The organism is Rhizobium sp. BK456 (genome assembly GCF_014194045.1).
Classification (GTDB): Bacteria; Pseudomonadota; Alphaproteobacteria; order Rhizobiales; family Rhizobiaceae; genus Rhizobium; species Rhizobium redzepovicii.
The window spans coordinates 68,010-91,890 of sequence record NZ_JACIAO010000011.1 but is presented as its reverse complement, the minus strand read 5'-3'; the positions used below and the strand labels follow the sequence as shown (position 1 = coordinate 91,890).

Genomic DNA, 23,881 nt, shown 5'->3' with positions numbered 1-23,881 from the left:
GGAACTCAAATGCGGATTTGAAAGAGCCAAATTGTGATATCATTGTGGCTGCCGCATGGCCGAAATTCGATGTTGCTTGCCTGCAACATACACTTCATTAACCCTACTGAAGAGTTAAACTGAAAATACTTATTTTAGGAAATCGCATTCTTAAATAATACATAGAATATCCCGCCCACGGACGCAACCACAACGACCTATTTATATAATCTCCGCCCGCGCCTATATAGTCGGCAGACAGACTCGCGGGATTAGAAGGCAGGATTTTGAACCACAAAAGACTTCGCTCGGCCCTTGTAACAGGGGCTGCTAAAAGAATAGGCCGGGCAATCGCCGAAGACCTTGCTGCAAATGGCTTTTCCGTTGCCATCCACGCGAACGGCTCCCTCAGTGAAGCCGAAGAGCTGGTGGCGGAATTGCGGCAGAAGGGATATCGGGCGATCGCGCTCAAGGCCGATCTTACCAATATCGGCGAAACCGGCGAACTCGTAAAAAGAGCGTCGGAAGACCTCGGTCCGCTCGACCTGCTCGTCAACAACGCCTCCATCTTCCGCCAGGATTCGGCCCGCAGTTTCGATGAGCAGGCATGGGCGCAGCATTTCGACGTCCATGTGCGGGCGCCCTCGATCCTTGCCGCAGCCTTTACCGAACAGCTCCCCGACGATGCGACCGGATTGATCGTCAACATCATCGACCAGCGGGTCTGGGCACTGAGGCCCAGCTTCTATTCCTATACGCTCTCCAAATCGGCGCTGTGGACGGCAACGCAGACACTTGCCCAGGCATTGGCGCCGGCCATCCGCGTCAATGCCATCGGCCCCGGCCCGTCGATGCCGAGCGAACGGCAGGCGCAGGAGGACTTCCAAGCGCAGGTCTCAGCCCTTATCCTGCAGCGAGGGCCGGCGCTGGAGGAATTCGGACAAACGATTCGCTTCCTTTACGACACGCCCTCGATCACCGGCCAGATGATTGCCCTCGACGGCGGCCAGCACCTTGCCTGGCAGACGCCCGATGTGGCGGAGATTACGGAATGAACGGACGAAAGCTGCCGGATGGCGGGGTTCTCTACGACGATACGGATGAGAGCGAAGACGAGATCGAGGTGGAAGGCGACCTTTCCGCCGCCGCCCCGCTTGCGACTGCGGTCGACTGGAACGCCGGCAGCCTCAACGAGACCGGACTCATCGGCGCCGAGCTGATCGGCGAATTCGTCAAGCGGTTGCCGAACAGCCCCGGCGTCTACCGCATGTTCAACGCCGAGGGTGACGTGCTCTATGTCGGCAAGGCGCGCAGCCTGAAGAAGCGCGTCGGCAATTACGCCGTCGGCCGCGTGCATTCCAACCGCATAGCGCAGATGGTGCGCCAAACGGCGAACATGGAATTCGTCACGACGCGCACGGAAACCGAAGCGCTGCTCCTGGAAGCGAATCTGATCAAGCGCTTGCGGCCGCGCTTTAACGTGCTGCTGCGCGACGACAAGTCCTTTCCCTATATCCTCATCACCGGCGATCACCGGGCGCCGGCCATTTTCAAGCATCGCGGTGCGAGAGCGCGGAAGGGCGACTACTTCGGGCCGTTCGCCTCGGCCGGCGCGGTCGGGCGGACGATCAATTCGCTGCAGCGCGCCTTCCTGATCCGCACCTGCACCGACAGCGTTTTCGAAACGCGCACCCGCCCCTGCCTGCTCTACCAGATCAAGCGCTGTTCCGGGCCGTGCACCCATGAGGTCAGCGACGGGGGTTACGCCGAACTGGTGCAGGAGGCGAAGGACTTCCTCTCCGGCAAGAGCCAGAAGGTCAAGTCGCATATGGCCGAGGCCATGAACCAGGCGGCCGAGGACCTCGACTTCGAGCGGGCGGCAATCTATCGCGACCGCCTGGCCGCACTTTCGCATGTGCAGAGCCATCAGGGCATCAATCCGGCCGGCGTCGAGGAGGCTGACGTTTTCGCCATCCACCACGAGGGCGGCGTCTCCTGCATCCAGGTATTCTTCTTCCGCACCGGACAGAACTGGGGCAATCGCGCCTATTTCCCAAAGGCCGATCCGCAGCTTTCCGGCGCCGAAGTGCTGAATGCCTTCCTCGCGCAATTCTACGACGACAAGCCGGTGCCGAAGCAGATCATGCTGTCGGAAACGATCGAGGAGATGGAACTGCTCGCAGCCGCCCTTAGCGAAAAGGCCGGCCATAAGGTTTCGATCCTGGTGCCGCAGCGCGGCGAGAAGCGCGATCTGGTCGACCATGTCGTCGGCAATGCCCGCGAGGCGCATGGGCGAAAGCTTGCCGAAACGGCGTCGCAGTCGCGGCTGCTCGACGGTTTCAAGGACACGTTCGGGCTTGCCTATGTGCCGCAGCGCATCGAAATCTACGACAACTCGCATATTATGGGCACTAATGCCGTCGGCGGCATGGTGGTCGCGGGGCCGGAAGGCTTCGTCAAAAACCAGTACCGCAAGTTCAACATCAAATCGACCGACATCACCCCCGGTGACGATTTCGGCATGATGAAGGAAGTGATGACGCGGCGGTTCTCGCGGCTGATCAAGGAGGAAGGCATTCCCGATCGTACGGCGCAGGCAGGCCCCGCCGACGCCGCCGACATGCCCTTCCCGGCGTGGCCCGACGTGATCCTCATCGACGGCGGCCAAGGGCAGATGACGGCGGTGCGCGCCATCCTCACCGAGCTCGGCATCACCGACAGCGTCATGGCGATCGGCATCGCCAAGGGTGTCGACCGCGATGCCGGGCGCGAGCGCTTCTTCCCTCCCGGACGCGAGAGTTTTACCCTGCCGCCGCGCGATCCTGTGCTCTATTTCGTCCAGCGCATGCGCGACGAGGCGCATCGTTTCGCAATCGGCTCGCACCGGGCCCGGCGCAAGAAGGAAATGGTCAAGAACCCGCTCGACGAGATCGGCGGCATCGGTCCATCGCGCAAGCGCGCGCTGCTTCAGCATTTCGGCACGGCGAAAGCGGTTTCGCGCGCCGCACTCTCCGACCTGATGGCGGTGGAAGGCATTTCGGAGGCCGTCGCCAAGCAGGTCTACAACCATTTCCACGACGACGCCGCGAAATAACCGGCGCCCGTCGCAAATTCCACGCAAAGGCAGTGAAAAGACAGAAAGAATGTTGACGGTCCGCGGTCAAAGCCGTCATCTACCGCATCGGCCCGAACATCGGACTCGATATCAGAAAAGCCCGATGCGTCGATTCAAAGTGTTACAGCGTCCTGAAAAGACGCGCGGCGCTGCAGCGGCGCATCAAGTCAGAGAAACGATCCCATGGCATCGCGTGCGTACAGCATCCCCAACCTCCTGACCTACGGCCGTATCCTCGCGGTACCGCTGATCGTTCTCTGCTTCTTCATCGAAGGCAGGCTGTCGATCAGCAACACGGCGCGCTGGGTGGCACTGTGGATCTTCGTCATCGCCTCGATCACCGATTTCCTCGACGGCTATCTCGCGCGCATCTGGAATCAGACCTCGAATATCGGCCGCATGCTCGACCCGATCGCCGACAAGCTGCTGGTCGCCTCGATCCTGCTCCTGGTCGCAGCCGACCAGACGATCGCCGGCTGGTCGATCTGGGCGGCGATCACCATTCTCTGCCGCGAGATCCTGGTTTCCGGCCTGCGTGAATATCTGGCGGCGCTGAAGGTCAGCGTGCCGGTGACGCGGATCGCCAAGTGGAAGACGACGCTGCAGCTCGTCGCCATCGCCTTCCTGCTCGCGGGTCCTGCCGGCGACGAGATATTCCCCTATACGACGCAGACCGGCATCGCGCTTCTGTGGATCGCCGCATTGCTGACCATCTATACCGGCTATGATTATTTCCGCGCCGGGCTGAAACATATCGTGGATGACGAGGAATGACGCGGCTTGTCTATTTCGCATGGGTGCGCGAGCGCATCGGCAAAGGCGAGGAGGAGATCGACCTTCCCTCCTCGGTCGTCACCGTTACCGATCTGTTGAATCATTTGAAGACGCTAGGCGAAGAATATGAGGCCGCGCTTCAATATCCGGACGTGATCAGGGTGGCGCTCGACATGGAGCATGTCGAGCATGACGAGCCGATATCGGGCGCACGGGAGATCGGGATATTTCCGCCGATGACGGGGGGGTGAAGTCCGGTCCATCCGGGCTTGGGAAAACTTACAATGGGTAGGACTGCGTCTTCCTCTATCTCCCTCATTCCTGTGCTTGTCACAGGAATCCAGTGCGCCCAAGTCCTTGGGCGCGGGAGAAGCACTTGCCAAAAGGAAAGAGTCATTCACCGCGCGGACGCGCGGTGGCTGGATTCCTGTGACAAGCACATGAATGAGGGAGCTTGGGGATACGGCAGCGCATCAAAGCAGCGGAGGTCCCCGTGGTGACCATCACTCCCACCATCCGTGTCCAACATGAGGATTTCGACCTGCAGGCGGAGGTCGACCATCTCTCCAAGGGCAAGCCGGGCATCGGCGCCGTCGTCACCTTCTCCGGCCTCTGCCGCGATGACGGCGGAACCCTCGCCGCCCTCGAACTCGAACATTACCCCGGCATGGCCGAAGCCGAGATGACCCGCATCGGTAAACTCGCCATCGAGCGCTTCGGGCTGCTCGGCCTCACCGCCATCCACCGATACGGCAAGATCGCCGTCGGCGAGAATATCGTGCTCGTCGTTGCGGCCGCACCGCACCGGCAAGCGGCGTTCGACGGCGCCAACTTCGTCATGGACTTCCTGAAGACAGCAGCCCCCTTTTGGAAGAAGGAACATGGCAAGGATGGCGCGGCCGGCGACTGGGTCGCGGCGAAAGATGCCGACGATACGGCGCGCGGCAAGTGGAAATAAGCTAAAGCACCACTCGCTCTCTGCGGCTCATGACCAGCAATAGAACGAGCAGCGAGAAAATGACCAGATCGCGCCAGACGAAGGGGCCATAGGCGCCCCATAGGGTCTCGACGACGGCGAGCCCGGCGGCCCCGCCTGCCGAGCGCAGCGGATCGGAGTAACCACCGACGGCTGATATCAGCAGCACCTTCAGCCCGAACATCAGGCCCGCGCCGAAATCCATCGAGCCGTAATAGAAGGTCGCGAGGATACCGCAGGTCGTGGCGACGAGGGCGGCCGCGGCATAGGCGACGAGGAAGACCCGGTCGGCGCTGGTGCCGCAGAGCTCGGCGGCCAGCGGATCGTCGGTAACGGCGCGCCAGATGCGGCCCGAGGCCGTGCGCCTGAGGATCAGCGCACCCACCGCGACCATGGCTGCCATCAGTACCGTGTCGATCAGCTGGATATAGGTCAGCGTCACCTTGAACGGGCCGTCGCTCCAGAAGACGACCGTGCCGTTCAGGAAGGGTGGCAGCCAGATGGCACGGGTATCAGCGGCAAGCCGGGCAGTTTCCATCAGCACGATCATGATACCAAGGGCGGCGACGATCACCGTATTCGGCGATTTGCTGACCAGCGGCAGCATGATCGAGCGGCCGATCCATATGCCCGCCGCCAACGAATAGACGATCGCAGCGCCGGCGCCGACGGCAAGGGCCGCCGGCAGCACCAACCAGAACTTGACATAGGCGAGTTCGGTGAAGAGCAGCAGGATCTGGCCTGCGAAGGCGAAGATCGCCCCATAGGTGATGTCGGCTCGCTTGGTCACGCCGAAGGCGACGGCATAGCCGAAGGCGAGCGCGGCATAAAGAGCGGCGAGCGGAACCGCATTCGCCAGTTGCTGCAGAAGATAGGCCATTCCATGCACCCCGCGTCGGCAAATTATAACTGGTAAAACCTATTTCACCAGTTATAATTTCATCATGAGCTTTTCCTGGACCCCTCACCGCTTTGCCGGAGGCGCGCTGGCGCTCGATGTCGCCAATAGCGTCGTGCTGCGCCACGATGCAGCGCGGCGGATCGACCGCTTCGCGGTTCAGGGCCAGATGCAGGACTTTCCGCGCGCCGCTGCCGAATTCTGTGCCGAACGGGCCCTCTTCGGCGACATCGCTCCGGTGGCTAGTGAAGACGAGACGGATTTCCTCGCGCTGCGGGAAGCGATCGACCGCTATTTCCGCAAGCGTATACTGGATGGCGGCGACGACCAATTGCTGGCCGTGCTGCTGGAGCTGCTGGCAAAAGTGTTGCGCGAGGCAAACCCCGGCAGCGTGGCCAGGGCCACAGCCCATTCGGTGCTGCGGTTGGTCGCCATGCCGGATCCGGAGCGCATGAAAATCTGCGGCAATTGCGGCTGGCTGTTCATCGATCGCAGCAAGAACAGGAGCCGCGCCTGGTGCGACATGGCGGTCTGCGGCAACCGCGCCAAGGCGAACCGCCACTACCGCCGCAAGAAGGAGGAGACGCCATGAGAATATATTTGATCATAACAGCGGCAGCGGCCAGCCTTCTACTTTCGGCCTGCCAGCGCCAGGCCGAAAATCTCGTCGAGGTCACCGGCCATCTCTTCGTCTTCAACTATCGGGTGGCGAGCGCCACCTATCTGCTGACGCTGAAGAAGACAGGTCCCATTCCCGATGGTTCGGTCATCATCGCCGAATTCGAAAATCCTCAAGGCGGCGAACCACTGATGCTGAACCAGAAAATCTATCCGATCGACGACAAGATCGCACTGCAGAGCCAAAACCTGCACTGCGTACGCAAGGACCGTCCCTATTCCGTCAGCCTCCGTCTGGTCGACAAGGACGGCAAGGTGCTGCAGGAATTGAAGACGCAATTCCGATCCGACCTGGACCAGACCGTGCTGCCGAGCAAGCCGCTCGTTGTTGGTGCGCTTTATGACAAGAACCCTGAGGTCTTCAAGCCGGACGGCAGCGTCGATTTCTCAAACACCGACAAATGCCCGGCATAAAGGAACGCCCGGCATAGAAAAAGCCGGAGCGAAGCCCCGGCTTTCGAGAGTCAATTCAAGGCATTGCGCGCCAATGCCGAAGCGTGGCCTCAGCCGACGACTTCGGTATCGGAGAACCAGTACTTGATTTCCTGGGCAGCCGTTTCCGGAGCATCCGAACCGTGAACGGAATTTTCGCCGATCGACAGGGCATGAACCTTGCGGATCGTGCCTTCGTCAGCGTTTGCCGGGTTGGTCGCGCCCATGATCTCGCGGTTCTTGAGGATGGCGCCTTCGCCTTCCAGAACCTGAACGACGGTCGGACCGGAGGTCATGCCTTCGACGAGTTCGCCGAAGAAGGGGCGATCCTTGTGAACGGCGTAGAAGCCTTCGGCTTCGCGGCGGCTCATCCAGACGCGCTTGGAGGCGACGACGCGCAGGCCGGCATCTTCGAGCATCTTGGTGATGGCGCCCGTCAGGTTGCGTTTGGTTGCATCCGGCTTGATCATCGAGAAGGTGCGTTCAATCGCCATAGTCAAATCCTCTGGTTTCTCGGGAAAAGTGGGCGGTCTTTACCCGCCCCACCGCCCGAAAACAAGAGGTCGGCGGCAATTTCACGCCGCTGTCACAGTCCGGCCGCGGCTTTGATGGAGATCGAGGCAGCGTTCGAACCAGCCCAAGACGGGATCGTCGGCGGCCAGCATGGCGAGACCAGTGCAGATACGCAGCCATTGCAGCGCCCCGAAGACGATATAATCGGCAAAGAGCGGCGTTTGCCCACCGATGAAAGGCTGGAATTTCAGCATGTGCCGGAGCGGCTCCAGCTTGGCGCCGAAGGCGGCCTTCTCCGCCTCGCTACCCGCAGCAACGACTTCGAATGATTTCCCGAGACGAGCTTCGCGGCTCTCGCGGAAATAGGCCTTGTCTCCCTCGTCGAGATTGGCGTGGATGTCGAGAAGGGCGATCCGCGTGATGGCCGGATGGATGATCATCTGCGAATAGCCCTCGACCATGCGCGACAGCGCCTTGCCGCCCTCGCCGTTAAACAGCGACTGCCGCTCGGGATAGGCCTCCTCCAGATAGAGAGCGATGTCGAAACTGTCGGGGATCAGCCTGCCATTGTCGTCGAGAACGGGCACGGTCTGCGAGACGCCGCCGCCGATTGCGCGGATGCGGGCATAGGTCGTCGGGATCTCCTCGAAATCCAGCCCCTTATGCGCCAGCGCCATCACTGCCTTCCAGCAATGAGGCGAGAAGAAGTGCTGCTTGTCTGCACCGCATAGGGAATAGAGGGCTCTGGTCATGACAGTCCTTTCGAGATCGAAACGCAGCGCATTCCACGACAGAAAAAGCCTGCGATCAAATCAGGAATTTTCATGGCGCCATCACTCGGATTTCTCGGGAAACTGATTAGACTGCCGTAATCAGGACAGGGGGGATCGAATGCTCCGACATTACAGCATGTTTGCTGCGTATAACCGCTGGGCCAACGCCCAGGTCTACGCGGCAGCGGCCGAACTCAGTGATGCGGAATTCCGCAGCGACCGCGGCGCCTTCTTCGGCTCACTGCACCGCACGCTCAATCATCTGCTCGTCGCCGACCGGATCTGGATGAAGCGCTTCACCGGTACCGGCGAAGCGCCGACGACACTCGATGCCGTTCTTTATGAAGAACTGGATGCGCTTACCGCCGCACGGAGGGCGGAGGACGAGCGGATCATTGCCTGGACGGGCACGCTTGATGAGGCAAGCCTTGCCGCCGACTTCACCTATGTGCCGGTGACGCAGCCGATCGAAATCACCCAGCCATTGCAGCCGGCCCTTGCGCATCTCTTCAATCACCAGACCCATCATCGCGGCCAATGCCACATGACGCTGACGGCGCTCGGCAAGCCGAGCCTCAGTCTCGATCTCATCTACTTCCTGCGCAGCGACGGCCGCGAGTGGATGTGAGGCAGCCTTTATCATCAAGACGGTATTAACCGCCTTTGCCGGTTGCGCAGGCAATTCAGCCAAAGATTCAGCCTCTCTTAAAGCCTTGCAGGCATAGCGGAATGAAGGGATAAGCCAGGCTGCGAGGGATTGTCATGCAGAATGCAAGCGCAAACGCTTTGGTGCCGCGCGAGGCCGCGCATCCGACGCCTATGGCCGACATTCAGAGGATCGCCCAGCACCTGACGCGCCTGAACATTGCGGCGCTGCCGCGCAATTACGAACTTTTCCACGAAGCGATCATCGGGCTCAATGCCGGCCTTGCACAGGATATCGCGGCGCTCGGTGCGCAGCCGCAACAGGCGATGCTCGACGAACTCGGATTGAAATACCGCCTTGTCGGCCATTGCGGTCTGGCCGGCGAGACGTCGCGCAACGAGGCGAGCCGGATGCTGCGCGAGGTGGCGGAGAGGCTTGCCGAGGGGCTGCGGCACAAAGACGCCTTTGCACGCGCCTGCGGCACGATCCTGAAATCGTTTTCCGGCAACGACAACCAGAGCCTCACCGCCTTCCTCGGCGAGATAGACTACCTCTCCGCCTCGCTGGCGACGGTGTTGTCGGCGGAAACGGAGATCGCGGATAAGCTGCAGGACGACATCAAGAGGCTGGAGACGCTGGAGCGCGGCATTTCGGCGATGCAATCGGCCGCCGTCGCCGACCGGATCACCGGACTTCCAAACCGCATCGCACTGAACCGCCAAATCGCCGATCTCTATCAGCGCGACGAAGGTTTCGCCGGCAGCGCGCTTGTTATGGTCGATATCGACAACTTCACCGATCTCAACGACAGATACGGCACCCAGGCCGGCAACAAGCTGCTGAAGAAGCTCGCCGCCCTCTTCCGCAAATCGGTCAAGAAGAACGACTTCGTCGCCCGCACCGCGGCGGACGAATTCGCTTTCCTGTTTGCCAATGTCGGCATGCAGGATGCGATGACGATCGCCGAGCGCCTGCGCGCTTCCGTCGAGGACAATCTGGTCTTCGCGACCTCCGACAGGGCCGATCGCGGCAGGCTGACCATCTCGATCGGCGTCGCGCTCAGCACGGATGCGGCAACGCCTGGACAGTTGCAGGCCAATGCCCGCGTGGCGCTCCTCGCCGCGCAGACGAACCCCCGCCAGCCGGTCCAGGCTTTCCGCCACTGAAGGCGCTGACAGCGCGCCGCCGGCCACAAGCAAGCTTGTCAGCGCCCAAGCAAGCTTGGCGTGGGAACAAGCGCTCTTGCCTTGGCGGGCGCTTTCGGCCAAAACGCCGGCCATGATCACGCTCACCGATATTTCCGCCCGCATTGCCGGGCGCCTGCTTCTCGACAATGCCAGCATTTCGCTGCCTTCGGGCACGAAGGCGGGGCTGGTCGGGCGCAACGGCGCCGGCAAGTCCACGCTGTTTCGCGTCATTACCGGCGATCTCGGCTCGGAGACCGGATCGGTGTCGATCCCGAAGGCGGCACGCATCGGTCAGGTGGCGCAGGAAGCACCGGCAACCGAGCAATCCCTGATCGAGATCGTGCTTTCAGCCGACAAGGAACGCGCGGCCCTCGTGGCCGAGGCGGAAACGGCGACCGATCCCCACCGCATCGCCGAAATCCAGATGCGCCTTGTCGATATCGACGCGCATTCGGCCGAGGCGCGCGCCGCGAGCATTCTTGCCGGCCTCGGCTTCGACCAGGCGGCGCAAGCCCGCCCCGCCTCTTCCTTCTCCGGCGGCTGGCGCATGCGCGTGGCGCTTGCCGCCGTGCTGTTTTCCGAGCCGGATCTGCTGCTGCTCGACGAACCCACAAACTATCTCGACCTCGAAGGCACGTTGTGGCTGGAAGACTATGTCCGCCGCTATCCGCACACCGTCATCATCATCAGCCACGATCGCGACCTCCTGAACAACGCGGTCAACGCAATCGTCCATCTCGACCAGAAGAAGCTGACCTTCTATCGCGGCGGCTACGATCAGTTCGAGCGGCAGAAGGCGGAAGCCGACGAGCTGCAGACCAAGGCCAAGGCCAAGAACGACGCGGCGCGCAAACATCTGCAGAGCTTCATCGATCGCTTCAAGGCCAAGGCCTCCAAGGCCCGGCAGGCGCAATCGCGAGTCAAGGCGCTCGAGCGCATGGGAACCGTCGCCGCTGTCATCGAGGATCACGTACAGCCGATCACTTTTCCCGAGCCGGAAAAGCAGCCGGCCTCGCCGATCGTTGCGATCCAGAGCGGCGCCGTCGGCTACGAGCCCGGCAATCCGATCCTGAAGAACCTCAACCTGCGCATCGACAATGACGACCGCATCGCCCTGCTCGGCTCGAACGGCAACGGCAAATCGACCTTCGCCAAATTCATCTCCGGCCGGCTTGCGCCGGAAAGCGGCGAAGTGAAGCTGGCGCCGAGCCTGAAGATCGGTTTCTTCGCTCAGCATCAACTCGACGACCTCATTCCCGAGCAGTCGCCGGTCGAGCACGTGCGCCGGCTGATGCCTGGCGCGCCGGAGCCGAAGGTGCGCGCCCGCGTCGCCCAGATGGGGCTTGCGACAGAGAAGATGGCAACCGCCGCCAAGGATCTTTCGGGCGGCGAAAAGGCCCGGCTGCTGATGGGGCTCGCCGCCTTCAACGCACCCAATCTGCTGATCCTCGACGAGCCGACAAACCATCTCGACATCGACAGCCGCCGGGCGCTGATCGAGGCGCTGAACGATTACGAAGGCGCCGTCATCCTGATCTCGCATGACCGCCACCTGATCGAGGCGACGGTCGACCGGCTGTGGCTGGTCAACGACGGGACGGTGACGACCTTCGAAGGCGACATGGACGAATACCGCGACCTGATCGTCACATCCGGTAAAAAAAAAGAAGAAAAGCCGCAGCTGACTGAGGATGCGACGTCGAAGGCCGACCAGCGCAAGCTCAATGCCGAACGTCGCGCCTCGCTGACGCCGCTCAAGAAAAAGATCAACGAAATCGAATCCTTGACGGCGAAGCTGGAGAAACAGATTCAGGCGCTTGACGCGGAACTTGCAAATCCCGCCCTCTACGAAAAGACGCCCGCCAAGGCGGCCGAAAAGGCAAAGCAGCGCGGCGAAGCCGCGGCCAAGCTGGCTGCCGCCGAGGAAGACTGGCTGATGCTTTCGGCCGAATACGAAGAGGCCATGGCAGGATAGCCATATTCCTCAGAGTGTGATGTCGCCCGAAAACCGCTGACGCTTTTCGGCATCATGCTCCGTCCAAAGCGTGGCGAAGTGCCGCGGATCGGCACAATTCCGGCCGCCTTCAACCAATCGTTAACCATAATTCGAAAGGTTGTCTCAACATTCGTTACCGATTTGTTGAGCCCTTTCGATGTATCGCTTTTTCATTCTGTCCTGCATGGCCCTCACGGCCGCGCTGTCTGCCTGCAGCACCACAAAACAGGCCCCGGATACATCGATCAAGACCTCCTCCGTGATTGCGCCCGAGTGGCGGAAACTTGGCTATGCCGCCGACGATGCGGCGCCGCGTATGAGCGGCTGGCACCGTCTGGCCGGGCGGACGCTGGAAGTCTCCTCGCTTGCCGATCTCAAGCTGCAGGACAAGGAAGTGATCCTGAGCTTCGACGACGGTCCGATCCCGGGCCGGACCGACAAAGTGCTGGCGATCCTCGACCGGTTCGGCGTCAAGGGCGCCTTCATGATGGTCGGCGAAATGGCCGAAATGCATCCGGCGCTGGCCCGCAGGGTCGCCGAGGACGGCAATACGATCGGCAGCCACACCTACGACCACGCCGACCTGACATCGCTTGATTTCGACGCAGCGATGGCCGAGGTGGTCAAGGGCGAATTGGCGGTGACCAAGGCGACGGGAACCGACGTCGCCTTCTTCCGCTTCCCCTATCTGGCCGAGAGCCACAGGCTGCGCGCCGCGATCGCCATGCGCGATCTGGTGGTCATGGATGTCGATGTCGATAGCAAGGATTATTTCGCCATCACGCCGGCCTCCGTGACTCAGCGGACGATGGACCTGCTGCACAAACGCGGCCGCGGCATCATCCTGATGCATGACATCCACAAACGCACGGCAACGATGCTGCCGACCCTGCTCTCCGAACTCGAAGCCGAAGGCTACAAGGTGGTGACGCTGAAGTTCAAGAAGACGCAGGCGCCGAGCAACCTCGTCGCCTCGGCCGATTTGGTGACGACCCGGTAAGCCGGGTTGCCAAGTCCGGACGCGCTGCCTAGATCTGTTCGACGTCAACGAACCGGCAGGTCAGCTATGAACCTTCATCTCGAAACGGACGACGATCCGCGCACCCGCCAGTTTATCGACGAGCATAACCGGGTTTCGGACGCGGCGTTCAGAACGGCCGAATTTGCCAGGGATCGTGATGCGATCAAGTCGCTGATCGAGCGGCAGGACAGGCTGATCGTGCCCATGCGCCGCGGTGCATGGCTGTTCGATTTCCGGCAGAGCAAGGATAATCCTCTCGGCGTCTGGCTCCGTCTGCCTGCCGACCAGGAGCCGCTGCCGGACGCCGGTTGGGAACAGGTCTTCGATCTCGATGCCTTCTGCATCCGTGAAGGCAAGCGCTGGAACTGGCGCGGCGTCGTCACCTGCCCGTGGGAGCCGACGCGAGTGCTGCTCACGCTTTCGGACGGCGGCTCGGATCTTCTTCGGCTGCTCGAATTCGACGCCGAGAGGAAAGAGATCGTCGAGGGCGGTTTCGACACACCGGCTGCACGATCGCATGCCAATTGGCTAAGCCGCGACGAGATCTGCTATTTCGGCTCCATCGATCGATTTTCGGCGACCCGCTCCGGATGGCCACGGGTCGGGCGGCGATTGAAGCGCGGGCAGCGGCCGGAGGATGCCGCCGTCATGTTCGAAGCCGCGGATGAAGACGTCTATGGCTTCAATCTCATTATCGACCCTTCCCTGTCGGGCGGTTCGGCGGATGCCGGATTGATCGACATTTTCGTCACCGCCCATGAGATCGGCGTCGCCAGCGCTTTCCTGACCGCCGTCGACGGCACGCAGCGGCGCATCGATCTGCCCAAGGAGGCGGACTTCCAGTTCAATCACGATCATTGCCTCTGGCGGGCAAAGACCGATGAGCGCGTTGCCACCGGCAGTCTCGTGCTGCAGCGCTTCGATCCCGGCTCGCAGACAGTTCCGCTCGGGCCGGAGCGGATCCTGTTTCGGCCTGACGAGGGCCAGTCGATCTCGCAGATGATGCTGATGCGCGAGTGGTGTGTCTTCATCATTTCAGACCGGCTGCGTCCGCGCCTCATGGTGCTGGATCTCACGAAGCCCGATGCCGAACAGCGCGAGATCGCGCTGCCGGCCGACATGCAGACGGCTCATTTCAGACCGCTTTATGCGGATCTGCATCTTGGCGACGATACGCTCTGCATCATCGGCCAGGGCTTTCTGCAGCCGCCGGCCTGTTACCGGCTCGAGCTGTCGGATCGCAGCAAGGAGGCCGAGCCGATTTTCATCGCTGGGGCGCCCAGTTATTTCGATGCGGCCGATATGTCATCCGAACTGCTGGAGGCGGTTTCCGAAGACGGAACCAGGGTTGCCTACCGGCTGATCCTACCGAAACACTGGACCAAGGGCGCGCTGCCGGTGCTGCTTTACGGCTATGGCGGCTTCGATGTTTCGCTGTCGCCGACCTATTCCGGTGTGACGGGACGCTGGCTGGAACAGGGCGGCGCCTATGTGCAGGCCTATATCCGCGGCGGCGGCGAATTCGGCCCCGATTGGTATCGCAGCGCCAAACGGCAGGGGCGAGACCGGGCGTTTGCCGATTTCGTCGCCATCGCCCGCGATCTCGTCGCCCGCGGCTACACCGTGCCGTCGCGCATCGCCTGCCAAGGCGGCAGCAATGGCGGCCTGCTAACCGGCGTGATGCTGACGCGCTATCCGGAGGATTTCGGCGCCGTCTGGTGCCAGGTGCCGGTGCTCGACATGACACGCTTCCACCTGTTCAGCGCAGGCCAGGCCTGGATGGACGAGTACGGCGATCCGGAGACAGCAGCCGACCGGGATTTCATGCTCGGCTACTCGCCGCTCCATAATGTCCGGCCGGCAACCGAGGTCTCCTATCCGCCGATTTATATCGAAAGCTCCGCCAATGACGACCGGGTGCATCCCTCGCATGCGCGCCGCTTCGCCGCGCGGCTGGAGGAAGCCGGACACCGGCCGCTCTTCCATGAGTTCGGCTCGGGCGGGCATGGCGGCGACGGCAATTCCGAAGAGCGCGCCGCCCGGGCGGCCATGGGTTACAGCTTCCTTCGCCAAACTATCATGAGGTAAGACGAGCCATCATGCGGTAGGATAGAAGAGAATGAAGGGGAGAGCTTGTCGGCGCTCTCCTTTCTGCTAAAAGAAGCGCAATAAATCATACTTTTCACAGGCTCGAGCGAAACCATGTCTCCTATCAACCTCGCCATCGTCGGCGTCGGCAAGATCGTCCGCGACCAGCACCTCCCTTCCATCGCCAAGAACGCCGATTTCAAGCTCGTCGCCACGGCAAGCCGCCACGGCACGGTCGAAGGCATCAACAGCTATACGACGATCGAGGCGATGCTCGACGCCGAGCCGTCGATCGATGCGGTGTCGCTCTGCATGCCGCCGCAATATCGCTACGAAGCGGCTTATAAGGCGCTCGTCGCCGGTAAGCACGTCTTCCTGGAAAAGCCGCCGGGTGCCACGCTGAGCGAAGTGGCCGATCTCGAGGCGCTTGCGAGCAAACAGGGTTCGTCGCTGTTTGCCAGCTGGCATTCGCGCTATGCGCCGGCCGTCGAGGCCGCCAAGGCGTTTCTGGCTGCGACGACAATCAAAAGCGTGCATGTGATCTGGAAGGAAGATGTCCGCCACTGGCATCCGAACCAGGACTGGATCTGGCAGGCTGGTGGCCTCGGGGTTTTCGATCCCGGCATCAACGCGCTGTCGATCGTCACCCATATCCTGCCGCGGCCGATCTTCATCACCGAGGCCGTGCTCGAATTTCCTGAAAACCGCGATGCGCCGATCGCGTCCGACATTCGCTTCCGCAATGCCGACGGCCTGCCGGTTCATGCCGAATTCGACTGGCGCCAGACCGGCAAGCAGAGCTGGGACATCGTCGCGGAGACCGCGGCCGGCCAGATGGTTCTCGCCGAAGGCGGCGCCAAGCTTTCCATCGACGGCACGCTGACCTTCGCCGAGCCGGAGCAGGAATATCCCTCGCTCTATCGCCGCTTCGCCGAAATCATTAAAGCCGGCACGTCGGATGTGGATCTCGCGCCGCTGCGCCACGTCGCCGACGCCTTCATGCTCGGCAAGCGGAAATTCGTGGACGCGTTCCACGACTGAGCCGTCGGCGGCGTTGCGACGCCTTCTTAGGCTTGCAGGCTGAGCAACAAGACCCGCAGTAAGGTCAGGTTTTTCGGAGGCCGACAATCGGCGCCATACCGGCGCCGATTGTCGGTATGTCCGGTGAAACGCTCAGGCCTTCTTCTCCCATCGCCCTTCCGGCGTCTGCTGCCAATAGGTGAGGCTATGCCCCTCGCCTTTCAGCTTCTTCCATTGCGCCCGGGCGGCCTCCAGTTGCACCTGGTCGTGACCATCGAACATGAAGACGACGCGTTCATAGGCATCGACCGGCGGCGGCTCGGCGCCGTCTATGATGAAACGCACGGTCGCCGCATTGGCATTGCCTGAGGTCACCGTCAAAAGCACCGGCTGGCTTTCGGCGAAATCCCCCTCGTCGGTGCCGTGCGGCAGAAAACTCTCCTCGCGGAACGTCCAGAGATGCGCGTCGAGGGCATCGCGCCGCGCTGGCTCGCGCGTCTGGACGGCGACGCGCCAGCCGCGCTCGACGCTTTTGTCGATCAGCGGCGGAAGCGCGTCTTCCAGCCTGGTTTCGGTCAGATGATAAAAGAGAACGTCCGTCATCAGGATTCATAATGGGCGCGAACGAGCTCGTCGAGCAGGCGCACGCCAAAACCAGAACCCCAGGACTGGTTGATCTCGTCCTGCGGCGAGCCCATCGCCGTGCCGGCGATATCGAGATGCGCCCAGGGCGTGTCCTGTACGAAACGCTTGATGAAATGCGCAGCGGTGATCGAGCCTGCCTGCCGGCCGCCGGTGTTCTTCATGTCGGCGAACTTGCTGTCGATCAGCTTGTCGTAGTCCTTGCCGAGCGGCATGCGCCAGAGTTTCTCGTTTGTGGAAAGGCCGGCTTCCGTCAGCTGAGCGGAAAGCTGGTCGTCATTGGAAAACAGGCCGGCATGCACATTGCCGAGCGCGACGACGATCGCGCCGGTCAGCGTGGCGAGATTGATCATGAATTGCGGCTTGAAACGGTCGTTGCAATACCAGAGCGCATCGCAGAGCACGAGACGGCCTTCGGCATCGGTATTGATCACCTCGATCGTCTGGCCTGACATCGAGGTGACGATATCGCCGGGACGCTGGGCGTTGCCGTCAGGCATGTTCTCGACCAAACCGATGACACCCACGGCGTTGACGGCGGCCTTGCGCGAGGCGAGCACATGCATGAGGCCGGTGACGGCTGCCGCACCGCCCATATCGCCCTTCATGTCCTCCATGCCGGCGGCAGGCTTGATCGAAATGCCGCCGGTATCGAAGACGACGCCCTTGCCGATGAAGGCGACGGGACGATCCTTGGCTTTGCCGCCCTTCCACTGCATCACCGCCAGGCGCGGCGGGCGCACGGAGCCCTGGGCAACGCCGAGAAGGGCGCCCATGCCGAAACGGCGCATCTCCTTCTCGGTCAGGATCTCCACTTCGACGCCGAGCTTTTCCAGCTCCTTCGCCTTGGCGGCGAACTCGACGGGGCCTAGCACGTTCGGCGGCTCGTTGACGAGGTCACGGGCAAGATTGACGCCGCCGGCAATCGCCTCGGAATCGGAAAACGCCTTCTTGGCGCCGGCCGGATCGGCGGTGACGATCGTCACCTTGACCGATTTGCCCGTCTTTTCCTCGTCGTCGCTCTTCTTCGTCTTGTAGCTATCGAAACTATAGGCGCGCAGCAGCATGCCGAGGGCGAAATCGGCGGCTGCCCGCGCGCTCGTCTGAAGGCCAGGCACGTCGATGAAGACGGCGGCCTTGTCGGTATTCTTGATTCTCGCTGCCGCGGTACCGCCGGCCTTCAGCCAATCATGGGCGGTGAGGTCGGCGGCCTTGCCGAGCCCGATGACGACAATGCGCTCGACGGATGCGCCTTCCGGAGCGACGATATCGAGCGCGCTCATGGATTTCGCGGAGAATCGGGCGATCCGGGCGGCCTTGGCGATCACGCCTGCCGGATCGACTGTTTCGGCGCCCGCAGCGCTGTCGGCCTCTGTGGTTTTCAACAGGATCGCCAGGCCGCCAGTGAGCTTCGCCGACTTTGAAAATGAGATTTCGAACTTTGCTGACATGTCTTCTCCGCTGGGATTCTTTGAAATCCGTCCGCCGCGGATAATTTCGCGTTTGGCGGGTCTGTCAATGGCTTGCGACAATTGTTATGGTCGCCCGCGGCCATCAAGGCCCTCATGTTTTCGTCAGTTTCGTAGTTATTCGCGTTGACAGTTTCCTCGAAAAATCGCCCGCGGGGTCCGATAATCCGCCTGCCGCAAACGACCTTCGGCGCCTTCATGCTGCTGTTCTGGACGTGGTGGGCACTGCTGATCGTCTTCCGCGCCTTCCCCGGGATAGACATCTATTTTTCCCAGCTTTTTTTCTTGCGTACGGATTGCGACGCGGCTGCCGCGGCCGGCAGCGTCTGCGGCGGATTTCCCTATCGCGACTCGGGAAACTTCGACCTCTTGCGCACCGTCTTCTTCCGCCTGCCCTATGTCGTGGCGATCGTGATGGTGTGGAAGCTCATCGAATGCCACCAGCAGCATGGCGCAACCTTCAACGTCGGACGGGCGCGCAAGCTGAAAGTCGCGCTCGGAACGCTGCTGATTGGACCGGTGCTGCTCGTCAATGTCATCCTGAAGGAACATTGGGGCCGGCCGCGACCGATACAGACGGACATTTTCGGCGGCGCGCTGCATTTCGTCGAGGCGGGTTCGCTTGCCGGAAAATGCGTTTCGAACTGCTCTTTCATCTCTGGCGAGGCAGCAAGCGCCGGCTGGCTTTTCTGCCTTCTGCTCTTCGTTCCGAAATCCTTGCGTTATGCAGTGGCAGCACCGCTGGCGGCGGTCTCGATCCTGACGCCTGCGATGCGGCTATCCTTCGGGGCGCACTACCTGTCCGACGTCGTTCTCGGATGGCTTTCGTCGCTTGTCGTCTTCGCCGCGTTGTTGGCATTAACCGAGTCGCAACAGCATCAAAAAAATTCTGAAAATTGAATGAATTTTTGACACCAGCTTGTCGCAAAACCGCGACAAAGAGCGTAGAGGGTTTCTCCTGCAAAGCCGTTTGGGCGTGCAGGTGCTTTCAAGGGCAGGCATGAAACTACTCGAGACATACATATTACGGCGCGTCGGCCAGATGTTTCTCGTGGCGCTCCTGCCCGTTCTGGCGATCATTTGGACGACTCAGGTGTTGCAGCGCATCAACCTGGTCACCGACAGCGGCCAGTCCATCGGCTCGTTCGCCAAGCTCGCGACGATGATTCTGCCGTCGATCATTCCAGTTGTCCTGCCCTTCGCCCTCGTTATCGCGATCACCCAGACGCTGACGACGATGAACAACGATTCCGAGCTCACCGTCATCGACGCGGCCGGGGCGCGGCGCAGCGTGCTGATCCGCCCGATCCTGCTGCTTGCCGCCGTCGTCAGCGTTTTTTCCTTCTTCGTCGACAACGTCGTCGAGCCGCGCGCCAAAACCGTCGTGCGCCAGATGATCGCCGAGACCTATGCCGACCTCTTGTCTTCGGTGATCGAAGAAAAGACCTTCCGCAAGCTTGATGAAGGCCTTTATGTGCAGATCTCGAAGCGGATGGCCGGCCGCATGCTGAAGGGCCTTTTCGTCGCCGACGAGCGCGATCCGGCCTACGAGCTGATCTATTATGCGAAGGAAGGCGCCGTCGACGATACGGGCACGACGCTGATCATGCATGAGGGTGAGGTTCACCGTAAAACGCCCGACGGCAATGTCTCGGTGATCAATTTCGATTCCTATTCCTTCGACCTCTCGGACATGACGGAGAATCGCGGCCAGGCGACGCTGCGCGCCAGCGACCGCGACCTGTGGTTCCTGCTCAATCCGGATCCGGCCGACAAGGACTATACGATCCGGCCGCAGAGCTACCGCGCCGAACTGCATCGCCGGCTGACGGACTGGATCCTGCCTGTCGTCTTCGCGCTGTTTTCGCTGGCAATCGCCGGCGATGCGCGCTCGCACCGCGAAGCGCGACTGCATCCGATGGTGAGCGCGCTCGCCTATGCCTTCGCGCTGCGCTGGGCGGCATTCTACGCGGCCAATCAGATCGACACCGATCCTGAATATATCGCCGTTCTCTATGCCATACCGATCGTCAGCAGCATCATCTCGATCGTCTTCCTCGGCCTGCACAAACGACTGGCCGTACCCTCGTTCATTCGCGACCGGATGTCGTCTTTCTGGAGACGGACGCAGGAAAGGCTGCTGGCCGCAACCGGCAGGGCCGGCGGAGACGCCGCCCAATGATATTCGGGACATTGTCGCGTTATTTCTTTCGCCGCTACCTGGTGACGATGGGCTGGTTCCTGATCGGCGTCTCGGCGATTTCCTTCCTGCTCGATTTCAGCGAGACGGCGGGCCGCATGTCCGGCCTACCCGGCTACACGATCGGCGGCGGCATCCTGATGACCGCCGTGCGCCTGCCGCTGATCCTGCAGCAGACGGTGCCTTTCATCGCGCTGTTCGTCGGCATGACGGTGCTGATCGGGCTCAACCGCAAATATGAGCTCGTCGTCACGCGCGCTGCCGGCATTTCGGTCTGGCAGTTCATGTTCCCCTTCATCGCAGGCTCGCTGATACTTGGCCTACTGACGATGACAGCGCTCAATCCGCTTGCCGCCTGGGGGCAGCGCCAGGCGCTGCTTGTCGAATCCGACTGGCGCGGCGAAAACGCCGTTCTGCGCAAGGCGCCTCAGATTCCGTGGCTGCGCCAGATCAGCGGCCGGGACGATGTCATCATCGGCGCCCACACGGTTCAGGAGAACGGAACCAAGCTGATCGACGCCGTGTTGATCCATTTCGATTCAAGCGGTCAGGTCATTCTGAGACAGGACGCCGCGACGGCAAAATTGGAAGATGGTTACTGGCAACTTAACAACGTTGTCGAGCGCAAGCCTGGCGAAATCCCCGTGCGTAAAGCTTCGGTTCAACTTCGCACCAATCTGAAACAGGACTTCGTCCAGGAGCGGCTGACAGCGCCGGAAACAATTGGTTTCTTTGACCTTTCCAACCGCATTGCCGCGGCCAAATCCTTCGGCATCTCGACCAAGGCGCTGGAGACGCAATTCAACTCCCTGTTGTCCCAGCCGCTGCTGCTGGTGGCAATGACTTTCATTGCTGCAACAGTGTCCCTAAAATTTAGCCGGTTCAACCAATCCCGCTCCGTGATTCTGGGTGGCATCCTCTCGGGCTTCATGCTTTATGTCATCACCGTGCTTGTAAAGGCATTCGGAAGCAGTGGAGTTGTGCCCCCCTTCGTGGCGACGTGGATACCGGTGATCGTCGCGCTGGCCTTGGGTGCGACTATTCTGCTTCATCAGGAGGACGGCTAGTGGCGGCAGGCGACCGCAAGTATTTTAGTAAACAGTTGGTTGCCCTGCTCGTCGGCGCGACTCTATGTTCCTATTTCGGCAGTGTCCCGGTCTCCTACGGCCAGGCCAATACGTCCGCTCAAGATATCGGGAAGAATATTCCGGAAGGGGCCAAGCTTTTGCTTTCGGCCAATGAACTCGTCTACAACCGTGACGCCGATCTGGTGTCGGCGGTCGGTGGCGTGCAGATCAACTATGCCGGCTACAAAATGGTCGCGCAGAAGGTCGAGTACAATCAGAAGACCGGCCGGATGATGGCGCTCGGCAATGTCGAGCTGGTCAGCCCGGACGGCAACCGCATCTATGCGGACAACCTTGACGTGACCGACAATTTCGCCGACGGGTTCCTGAACTCGCTGCGCATTGAAACCTCCGACAATACGCGTATCGTCGCCGAAAGCGGCCAGCGTGTCGGCGGCACGATGATGATTCTCAACAAGGGCGTCTACACCGCCTGCCTTCCCTGCGCCGAAGATCCGAAGCGCGCGCCTTTCTGGCAGGTCAAGGCCAAGCGGGTGATTCAGAACGGCGTGACCCACACGATCCGTCTGGAGCGGGCGCGCTTCGAGCTGCTCGGTTACCCCATTGCCTTCGTGCCTTTCATCGAGGTCCCCGACAATACGGTGAAGCGCAAGTCAGGCTTTCTCTTCCCAACGATGAGCCTGTCGCAGAATCTCGGCTTCGGTCTTTCTATTCCTTATTACTACGTGATCTCGCCGAGCATGGACGCGACGGTCACCACGACCGGCTACACCGCCCAGGGCTTCCTCGTCGAAGGCGAATTCCGCCAGCGCTTCGAAAACGGCACGCATATCCTGCGCGTCGCCGGCATAGATCAGGCAAAGCCGGACAATTTCAGCTCCGGCACCAGCGATGCCGAAGCCAGTCGGCGTGGCATGGTCGCCTCGAAGGCCGAATTCCGTATCAATCCGCGCTGGACGTTCGGCTGGGACGTCATGGTGCAGAGCGACAACAATTTCTCGAAGACCTATAAGCTGAAGGACTTCACCGGCACGGATCGCACCAACCAGATCTACCTGACCGGACTTGGGAAACGCAATTATTTCGACATGCGGGCGTTCTATTTCGACGTCCAGGATGCCGATCGGAAGAACACGGCCGAAAAGCAGCAGGCGATCGTCTATCCGGCGCTCGACTACCACTATGTGGCGCCGCAGCCGCTGGCCGGCGGCGAATTGTCGGCGGATGTCAACCTGACGAATATTTCGCGCACCCATGACGACTTCTATACCGTCGACGGCTTCGACCGCTTCCGCGGCCTGAAGGGACAGACCTCGCGACTGACGGCCGAACTGCAGTGGAAGCGCACCTACGTCACGCCGACCGGCCTGGTGATCACGCCACTTCTGGCCGCCCGCGGCGACGCTTTCGCGCTCAACATGGACAACCCCACGGGTTACACCGGCAACTATCTCGACGACAATTCCGCCACCCGCTCGATGTTCACCGCCGGGCTGGAGCTGCGTTATCCGATCCTGATGACGACCGAGAACAGCACCCATATTCTCGAACCTATCGCACAGATCTATGCCCGCCCCGACGAGCAGCTCGCCGGCCGGCTGCCGAACGAGGATGCACAGAGCTTCGTCTTCGACGCCACCTCGCTGTTCGATCGCGATAAGTTCTCCGGCTACGACCGCGTCGAAGGCGGCACCCGCGCCAATGTCGGCATCCAGTATACCGGGACGTTCGACAGCGGCTACAAACTGCACGGCATCTTCGGCCAATCCTATCAGATTGCCGGCCAGAACTCCTTTGCCACCGATGATCTCGTCAATGTCGGCGCGGATTCGGGCCTGGAAACCGACCGTTCCGATTATGTCGGCCTTGGCGGCGTCGAAACACCATACGGCGTTTCCGTCGCGGCCTCCTACCGCCTCGACGAGAAGGATTTCGAGTTCCGCCGCGGCGACCTGACGACGGCCTACCAGAACGACACCTTCCAGACGCAGGTGACCTACACCCATCTCAGCGCCCAGCCGGCCTATGGCTTTGCCGAGGACAACGACGAAATCCAGACCAGCAGCAAAGTCAAATTCAAGGATTATTGGGCGATCTTCGGCGGCATCGCCTGGGATCTGAACAATGATGTGCTCAGCCGCCGGACGCTCGGTCTCTCCTATGAGGACGAATGCACGATCTTCACGATCGCCTATACCGATACCCGGGACTCCGACGACGAGTCGGCCAGCGACTGGACGATCGGCGCACGGCTGACCTTCCGAACGCTCGGCGATATCAAGATCGGTTCAGACACCCTTGAGTGACGGGCGGCCGGCGCAAACATGGCCTAAAGCCATTCTTTCGCCGTATGCCTGTGCAGGACATTGCCGCCAGTCGGTATCTG

Annotated in this window: 22 protein-coding genes; 17 read left to right on the top strand and 5 right to left on the bottom strand. The window is 61.3% G+C overall.

Annotation, left to right across the window (positions count from 1 at the left end; genetic code table 11):
- The first annotated feature begins 266 nt into the window (after positions 1–266).
- The 5 genes from FHX03_RS26695 (at position 267) to FHX03_RS26675 (ending at position 4,826) form a co-directional block, all read left to right on the top strand.
- Positions 267–1,034 carry an SDR family oxidoreductase gene (locus tag FHX03_RS26695; protein WP_183856274.1) on the top strand — a complete coding sequence of 256 codons (768 nt, stop codon included), beginning with the start codon at positions 267–269 and terminating at the stop codon, positions 1,032–1,034.
- Entirely contained in the window at positions 1,031–3,073 is a 2,043-nt protein-coding gene (gene uvrC / locus FHX03_RS26690; RefSeq protein WP_183856272.1) for an excinuclease ABC subunit UvrC, read from the top strand. The genes FHX03_RS26695 and uvrC overlap by 4 nt, the downstream gene beginning before the upstream one ends.
- Before the next feature lie 204 nt (positions 3,074–3,277).
- Complete coding sequence (gene pgsA, locus FHX03_RS26685; protein WP_003587473.1) at positions 3,278–3,868, top strand: CDP-diacylglycerol--glycerol-3-phosphate 3-phosphatidyltransferase; 591 nt, start codon at positions 3,278–3,280, stop codon at positions 3,866–3,868.
- Entirely contained in the window at positions 3,865–4,119 is a 255-nt protein-coding gene (gene moaD / locus FHX03_RS26680; protein ID WP_097627024.1) for a molybdopterin converting factor subunit 1, read from the top strand. The genes pgsA and moaD overlap by 4 nt, the downstream gene beginning before the upstream one ends.
- Positions 4,120–4,364: 245 nt before the next feature.
- Positions 4,365–4,826, top strand: coding sequence for a molybdenum cofactor biosynthesis protein MoaE (locus FHX03_RS26675; RefSeq protein ID WP_097627277.1), 462 nt, complete (start codon positions 4,365–4,367; stop codon positions 4,824–4,826).
- 1 nt (position 4,827) lies between these two features.
- Here FHX03_RS26675 and FHX03_RS26670 read toward each other — a convergent pair whose 3' ends face one another.
- Positions 4,828–5,724 (bottom strand): branched-chain amino acid ABC transporter permease, encoded by an 897-nt coding sequence (locus tag FHX03_RS26670; protein WP_183856270.1) that lies wholly within the window; start codon positions 5,722–5,724, stop codon positions 4,828–4,830.
- A gap of 64 nt (positions 5,725–5,788) precedes the next feature.
- On the opposite strand from FHX03_RS26670, the gene FHX03_RS26665 reads away from it, so the two are divergent.
- Together FHX03_RS26665 and FHX03_RS26660 are read left to right on the top strand one after the other, a co-directional pair.
- A complete protein-coding gene (locus FHX03_RS26665) occupies positions 5,789–6,334 on the top strand; it encodes a CGNR zinc finger domain-containing protein (protein WP_097627020.1) in 546 nt (181 codons plus the stop codon).
- The gene (locus tag FHX03_RS26660) at positions 6,331–6,834 is read left to right on the top strand and encodes a hypothetical protein (RefSeq protein ID WP_183856268.1); all 504 of its coding nucleotides are present in this window, start codon (positions 6,331–6,333) and stop codon (positions 6,832–6,834) included. Before FHX03_RS26665 ends, FHX03_RS26660 begins: the two co-directional genes overlap by 4 nt.
- An 89-nt stretch (positions 6,835–6,923) precedes the next feature.
- Here the strand turns inward: FHX03_RS26660 and ndk are convergent, their stop codons facing one another.
- Together ndk and FHX03_RS26650 are read right to left on the bottom strand one after the other, a co-directional pair.
- A complete protein-coding gene (gene ndk, locus FHX03_RS26655) occupies positions 6,924–7,346 on the bottom strand; it encodes a nucleoside-diphosphate kinase (protein WP_003574140.1) in 423 nt (140 codons plus the stop codon).
- A gap of 81 nt (positions 7,347–7,427) precedes the next feature.
- Entirely contained in the window at positions 7,428–8,117 is a 690-nt protein-coding gene (locus tag FHX03_RS26650) for a glutathione S-transferase family protein (RefSeq protein WP_097627016.1), read from the bottom strand.
- A 139-nt stretch (positions 8,118–8,256) separates the two neighbouring features.
- Between FHX03_RS26650 and FHX03_RS26645 the strand changes: the two genes are divergently transcribed.
- The 6 genes from FHX03_RS26645 to FHX03_RS26620 all read left to right on the top strand — a co-directional run bounded on the left by FHX03_RS26645 (position 8,257) and on the right by FHX03_RS26620 (position 16,117).
- Positions 8,257–8,766 carry a DinB family protein gene (locus FHX03_RS26645; RefSeq protein WP_097627014.1) on the top strand — a complete coding sequence of 170 codons (510 nt, stop codon included), beginning with the start codon at positions 8,257–8,259 and terminating at the stop codon, positions 8,764–8,766.
- Positions 8,767–8,900: 134 nt separating this feature from the next.
- Complete coding sequence (locus FHX03_RS26640; protein ID WP_183856266.1) at positions 8,901–9,950, top strand: sensor domain-containing diguanylate cyclase; 1,050 nt, start codon at positions 8,901–8,903, stop codon at positions 9,948–9,950.
- A 112-nt stretch (positions 9,951–10,062) separates the two neighbouring features.
- Positions 10,063–11,946 carry an ABC-F family ATP-binding cassette domain-containing protein gene (locus tag FHX03_RS26635; RefSeq protein WP_097627276.1) on the top strand — a complete coding sequence of 628 codons (1,884 nt, stop codon included), beginning with the start codon at positions 10,063–10,065 and terminating at the stop codon, positions 11,944–11,946.
- A 178-nt stretch (positions 11,947–12,124) separates the two neighbouring features.
- Complete coding sequence (locus FHX03_RS26630; RefSeq protein WP_097627010.1) at positions 12,125–12,967, top strand: polysaccharide deacetylase family protein; 843 nt, start codon at positions 12,125–12,127, stop codon at positions 12,965–12,967.
- A gap of 66 nt (positions 12,968–13,033) precedes the next feature.
- On the top strand, positions 13,034–15,076 hold the full coding sequence (locus FHX03_RS26625) for a prolyl oligopeptidase family serine peptidase (protein WP_183856264.1): 2,043 nt from the start codon (positions 13,034–13,036) through the stop codon (positions 15,074–15,076).
- A gap of 114 nt (positions 15,077–15,190) precedes the next feature.
- Positions 15,191–16,117: a Gfo/Idh/MocA family protein gene (locus FHX03_RS26620; RefSeq protein ID WP_183856262.1), complete on the top strand. Its 927-nt coding sequence runs from the start codon at positions 15,191–15,193 to the stop codon at positions 16,115–16,117.
- A 132-nt stretch (positions 16,118–16,249) separates the two neighbouring features.
- Here the strand turns inward: FHX03_RS26620 and FHX03_RS26615 are convergent, their stop codons facing one another.
- Together FHX03_RS26615 and FHX03_RS26610 are read right to left on the bottom strand one after the other, a co-directional pair.
- Complete coding sequence (locus tag FHX03_RS26615) at positions 16,250–16,699, bottom strand: DNA polymerase III subunit chi (protein ID WP_183856260.1); 450 nt, start codon at positions 16,697–16,699, stop codon at positions 16,250–16,252.
- Positions 16,699–18,189, bottom strand: a complete 1,491-nt coding sequence (locus FHX03_RS26610; protein ID WP_097627002.1) for a leucyl aminopeptidase — start codon at positions 18,187–18,189, stop codon at positions 16,699–16,701. The genes FHX03_RS26615 and FHX03_RS26610 overlap by 1 nt, the downstream gene beginning before the upstream one ends.
- A gap of 144 nt (positions 18,190–18,333) precedes the next feature.
- Here FHX03_RS26610 and FHX03_RS26605 point away from each other — a divergent pair, with 144 nt between their 5' ends.
- The 4 genes from FHX03_RS26605 to FHX03_RS26590 all read left to right on the top strand — a co-directional run bounded on the left by FHX03_RS26605 (position 18,334) and on the right by FHX03_RS26590 (position 23,801).
- Entirely contained in the window at positions 18,334–19,107 is a 774-nt protein-coding gene (locus FHX03_RS26605) for a phosphatase PAP2 family protein (protein ID WP_183781124.1), read from the top strand.
- A gap of 100 nt (positions 19,108–19,207) precedes the next feature.
- Positions 19,208–20,389, top strand: coding sequence for an LPS export ABC transporter permease LptF (gene lptF, locus FHX03_RS26600; protein WP_012557173.1), 1,182 nt, complete (start codon positions 19,208–19,210; stop codon positions 20,387–20,389).
- Positions 20,386–21,474, top strand: a complete 1,089-nt coding sequence (lptG, locus tag FHX03_RS26595; RefSeq protein ID WP_097626997.1) for an LPS export ABC transporter permease LptG — start codon at positions 20,386–20,388, stop codon at positions 21,472–21,474. Before lptF ends, lptG begins: the two co-directional genes overlap by 4 nt.
- Positions 21,474–23,801, top strand: coding sequence for an LPS-assembly protein LptD (locus tag FHX03_RS26590; RefSeq protein WP_183856258.1), 2,328 nt, complete (start codon positions 21,474–21,476; stop codon positions 23,799–23,801). Before lptG ends, FHX03_RS26590 begins: the two co-directional genes overlap by 1 nt.
- Positions 23,802–23,881: the final 80 nt, after the last annotated feature.